This is a genomic window from Lysinibacillus sp. NPDC059133 (genome assembly GCF_042755925.1).
In the GTDB taxonomy this organism is placed as follows: Bacteria; Bacillota; Bacilli; order Bacillales_A; family Planococcaceae; genus Lysinibacillus.
In genome coordinates this window covers 1-3,626 of record NZ_JBHZDH010000111.1, presented here as the reverse complement: position 1 = coordinate 3,626, position 3,626 = coordinate 1, and the positions used below count along the sequence as shown (strand labels likewise).

Below are 3,626 nucleotides of genomic sequence, written 5' to 3'. Positions count from 1 at the left end.
CTGGAATGGCGAATTAGGGTGAAAGAAATCCTGATGTTTCATTGGGACATAAATCATTCAACGACTGTATAATTTTGGTTAATCAACACGTGTGACATTCCATATAAATAATAAGTGTGTTAATAATTTTCACTACCTGTCTATGGATGCATCGAAGGAGAAGGGGGGATTTATATCATATTTATGGAAGGGAGGTTTAAAGGAAGTTCTTTTATTGTGGAATCAACAAAAAGGGGAATTCCAACAGTCATTTTAATGATTGTTGAAACTCCCCGTATCTTTTACTTATTGTGGTAGGTATTCTTGGCCGTTAATTGTTAGTTTAGAAGCAGCGATTAGAACTTCTTTATTTGCTTTAAAATACGGCTCTAAAATATTGTGGAAAGCATCCCATTTCTCTTCAATTTTTGCTTGGTCTTCTTTTTTATCTAGCTTTAAGATTTCTTCATAAAGCTGTTGTAATTGTTTGTTATCCGCATCACTAACTTTGAACTCAAAGTTAGCCATATATTCTTCAAATGTTTGAGGCTTTATGAACTGACTCATAGTGTCATAAAACTCCTCGTATAGTTTACCAAACAATTCAGGATTATCATCTTTATCTGCTTTACGGGCATCTTCATAAAGATTTTTTAGTTTTGCTAAAGTTTCAGCAGGGATATCTACTAACTCGAAGTGTTCCATATATTCTTCAAATGTTGGATCTGGATAAAGTTCTGCAAAATATGGATTGAGGATTTTGTGGAATTTTTCCATTTTCTCATTAGCCTCTTCTTCTTGACCATCTTTTTCAAGCTTTACCCATGCTTCATAAATAGCTTTAAGCTGATTTTTATCATTTTCTGCAATAACTATATTATTTGCACTAATTTCATAATCCCCCAAATACTCTTCAAATGATTGAGGCTGCCAATTAGCTAAATAATATGACTTAGTAATTTTTTTCATTTCTACATAAATTTCACCCATTTCTTCAAATTTCTTTTCCGCCTCTTCTGTTGCTTTATTTTCCACCGCTTTTGAAGCTTCTTTTTCCAGCTTTTTCACTTCATTAAACATTTTCTCTAACTTTGTTAAATCCTCATTTGATACACCTTTAGGTAATTGCTTTTTATAAGCTTCGAATGTGAAGAAGTCTAAATAATCTTCTGCTACGCTACCTTCAACTGTGATTTCCTGTCCTTCTACTAAGTTCATTTTTTCTAGTTGTTCTTCAGAAAATTTGTAGAAACTGATGTAGTAGTTTTTACCGTCTCTACCTTTTAGATCAATCCCGTCTCCGTAAATGGCTTTAATCGTTCCTGTAATTTGTTGTTCGATTTGAACAGTAACACCATTTGTTGGTTCTACTGAAGTAGCTCCTGCTTGTAGTGGCGTCAGAACAGCCATTCCTATTGTTAGTGCTGAAACAATCATCCAAGATTTTTTTATTGGTCTTTTCATAATCATATCTCCCTTTTTTTTACTCTGGAAAACAGGGTTTCCAATATTTAGACGAATTACCAAATAAAAAGGTTCGTCAATTATTGAAAAAATGAAAAGTTTTAAACATTCCATGATAGTGTTTGAATAGTTAACAAAAAGTTTGAGCAGTAACAATTGGACAAGGGAGATAAATGGAGATACGATTGAACCAATAAAAATTGAAGTTAGTATTTTTTACACGAAAAGAGAAGTGGGGTTAAATTTATCATATTTATGGAAAGTGGGTTTAATGGAAGTTCTTTTATTGTGGAGCCAACAAAAAGGGGAATTCCAACAGTCATTTTAATGATTGTTAAAACTCCCCATATCTTTTACTTATTGTGGTAGGTATTCTTGGCCGTTAATTGTTAGTTTAGAAGCTGAGATTAGAACTTCTTTAATACTGGCCTTTTTTGTAATTAACTTATTTCACTGCAAGGAATAGGAGGATAGAAAGCCTCCACTAAATAAAGTCCTACTAGTAATGTCCAGATTATAAAATCAACTACAGCTTACAATATCGTTGCTCAAGGAGCTAGCTGTATGGTATTAGGTTATTTTACTGAAGAGCTATTGCCATGATTAATGGCGGTGATAATTGCCTTTTATGATTCCGTATCTATAGAAAGAAAAGCTGACCGTACGACAAAATGGTCAGCTTTTCTCACTATATTTTAATTTGTTTTAGTTGGTTTTACTTCTATTTGATCAACAATGAATTCGTTCTTAGCACTATCAAATTTGTATGTGATAAAGAAATCAGCTACAAATGTTTGAGACACTCTACCACCAAGTTTTGGAGATACACTAGCAGCAAGATGTAATTTTATTTTTTGGTCTTCTAAATAGTAAATAGTGATGGCACCAAAACCAAGGTCATCCTTCTCTAACTCTAGTTTTGGTTCTGGATTGGAATCATCATCAAATGTATGTTCTTTTCCCAGAACTTTAACGGTAATCCCTAATGTACCATCATCATTTTTAACAACTTTTGACTCAATATGGTTAGCAACAATTTCCTCATAATCGGGAACTTTTATTTCAGTAAAGTCCTTATTCACAACATGAATATCATAATTATCTAGCCCTGTTCCTTTACCCCTTTGAATGATAATGACGGCTTCTTTTTCTCCGTCCCCCGTAACATCCGTATAAAACACTTGTGGAGGATTCAGTACACTATTATTATCGAAAAACCAATTAAACTCTTTTTCTTCACCATTAAATTCTAGTTTTACACCATTCGCTACTTCATAAAGATTTACTTCTTTATTCTCAGAAGTTCCAATTAATTTTGCATTCTGCTTTGTTGTTACCTGTTCACTGGTCGTCTCACCCGAACCTTGTTCTTGTGTAGTATCCTCCTTATTGTCTGGACTACATCCTGAAAACATAACAGCACTCAACAATAACAACGTACTCATTTCTTTTTTCAATCTTTATAGGCCCCTTTCTTTTAACATTAACAAAATACATTCCTCCAAAAATATTATATAGTAAATATTTCAAATTACTAGAAAGAGTATACTTAGAAAAATAAATACTTCAAAACGGAGCAGTTCATTTTTATGTTGGATATTTACGTTGAAATCGTTTTAAAGATTGCGAAGAAATGTACTTGAACTAACGAAACAGTTTAGTTGAATAAGCGTGAGGCACTTTTGTATTTTAATTTCAAACAAAGGAAATTAGTGTTAATATTAAAATGGAATATTGCTAAAAATTTAAATAATGAAAGAATAGGACTGTAAGGTGGAGATATAACTTATGAAATACATTAAAGGCTTATATGTATCACTTGTACTAATGCTGTTAGTTATTTTGGTTAACACAACAATATTTGATGATGAATATTCAGGGATTGCTATGTTCGTTTGTTTAGGCATATTTATATTGGGAACAGCATTTTTTATAAATACCAAACAATTAAAAAATTAGGATGCGTAAAGGGTAAACTACGGGGGTTTTACTTCAAGATGGGATTTAACAGATCCCATCTTTTTCTTCTTCAACTCAAGGGGCAGGTTAGTTGAAGAGTCTCAGGAGGACTTATAAAAGAATTAAATAAACCGCTTTCCAGACAGTAGAGGCGATTTTCTGAGAAGTATTGCTATCTATATGTTTTTTATAGTTATGTTGATGCTTTTTAATATACGCATGCA

General features: G+C 32.5%; 3 protein-coding genes. 1 reads left to right on the top strand and 2 read right to left on the bottom strand.

Going from position 1 to position 3,626, the window contains the following annotated elements:
* Positions 1–285: 285 nt before the first annotated feature.
* Positions 286–1,443, bottom strand: a complete 1,158-nt coding sequence (locus ACFXN8_RS26330; protein WP_386848313.1) for a hypothetical protein — start codon at positions 1,441–1,443, stop codon at positions 286–288.
* A 695-nt stretch (positions 1,444–2,138) separates the two neighbouring features.
* On the bottom strand, positions 2,139–2,900 hold the full coding sequence (locus ACFXN8_RS26325) for a hypothetical protein (RefSeq protein ID WP_386848312.1): 762 nt from the start codon (positions 2,898–2,900) through the stop codon (positions 2,139–2,141).
* Positions 2,901–3,231: 331 nt separating this feature from the next.
* Here ACFXN8_RS26325 and ACFXN8_RS26320 point away from each other — a divergent pair, with 331 nt between their 5' ends.
* Positions 3,232–3,402 (top strand): hypothetical protein, encoded by a 171-nt coding sequence (locus tag ACFXN8_RS26320; protein ID WP_386848311.1) that lies wholly within the window; start codon positions 3,232–3,234, stop codon positions 3,400–3,402.
* The last annotated feature ends 224 nt before the right edge of the window (positions 3,403–3,626 follow it).